Genomic DNA, 265 nt, shown 5'->3' on the forward strand with positions numbered 1-265 from the left:
TGAGGGCGTCGACGTCATGAGTGGCGTGATTCGTCTGGCACCAGCAGGCCATATCGACCGCGAACTGGCCCAAGTCTGTCCACATCACCTGGAGCAGGAACTCCAACTGGTCTCGCTTCTCGGCGTGCTCGGCGACAGCCAGCCCGACGGTGATCGGCGTTCCCACCGGCCGGAGAAGGCAGCGTGCTCTGGGAACCACTCCCAATCCGCGGTGTCGTCGTCACGTCGAGCCGCGTCGACCGCGCGGGCCGCATGATGCAATGAG

General features: G+C 65.3%; 1 protein-coding gene. It reads left to right on the forward strand.

Annotation, left to right across the window (positions count from 1 at the left end; translation table 11 throughout):
- Positions 1-256: hypothetical protein (locus tag OOT08_RS18885; RefSeq protein WP_325094442.1), on the forward strand; the 256-nt coding region annotated here is incomplete at its 5' end.
- Between the last annotated feature and the right edge of the window lie 9 nt (positions 257-265).

Source organism: Leucobacter sp. M11 (genome assembly GCF_035726885.1).
Classification (GTDB): Bacteria; Actinomycetota; Actinomycetes; order Actinomycetales; family Microbacteriaceae; genus JAPFRB01.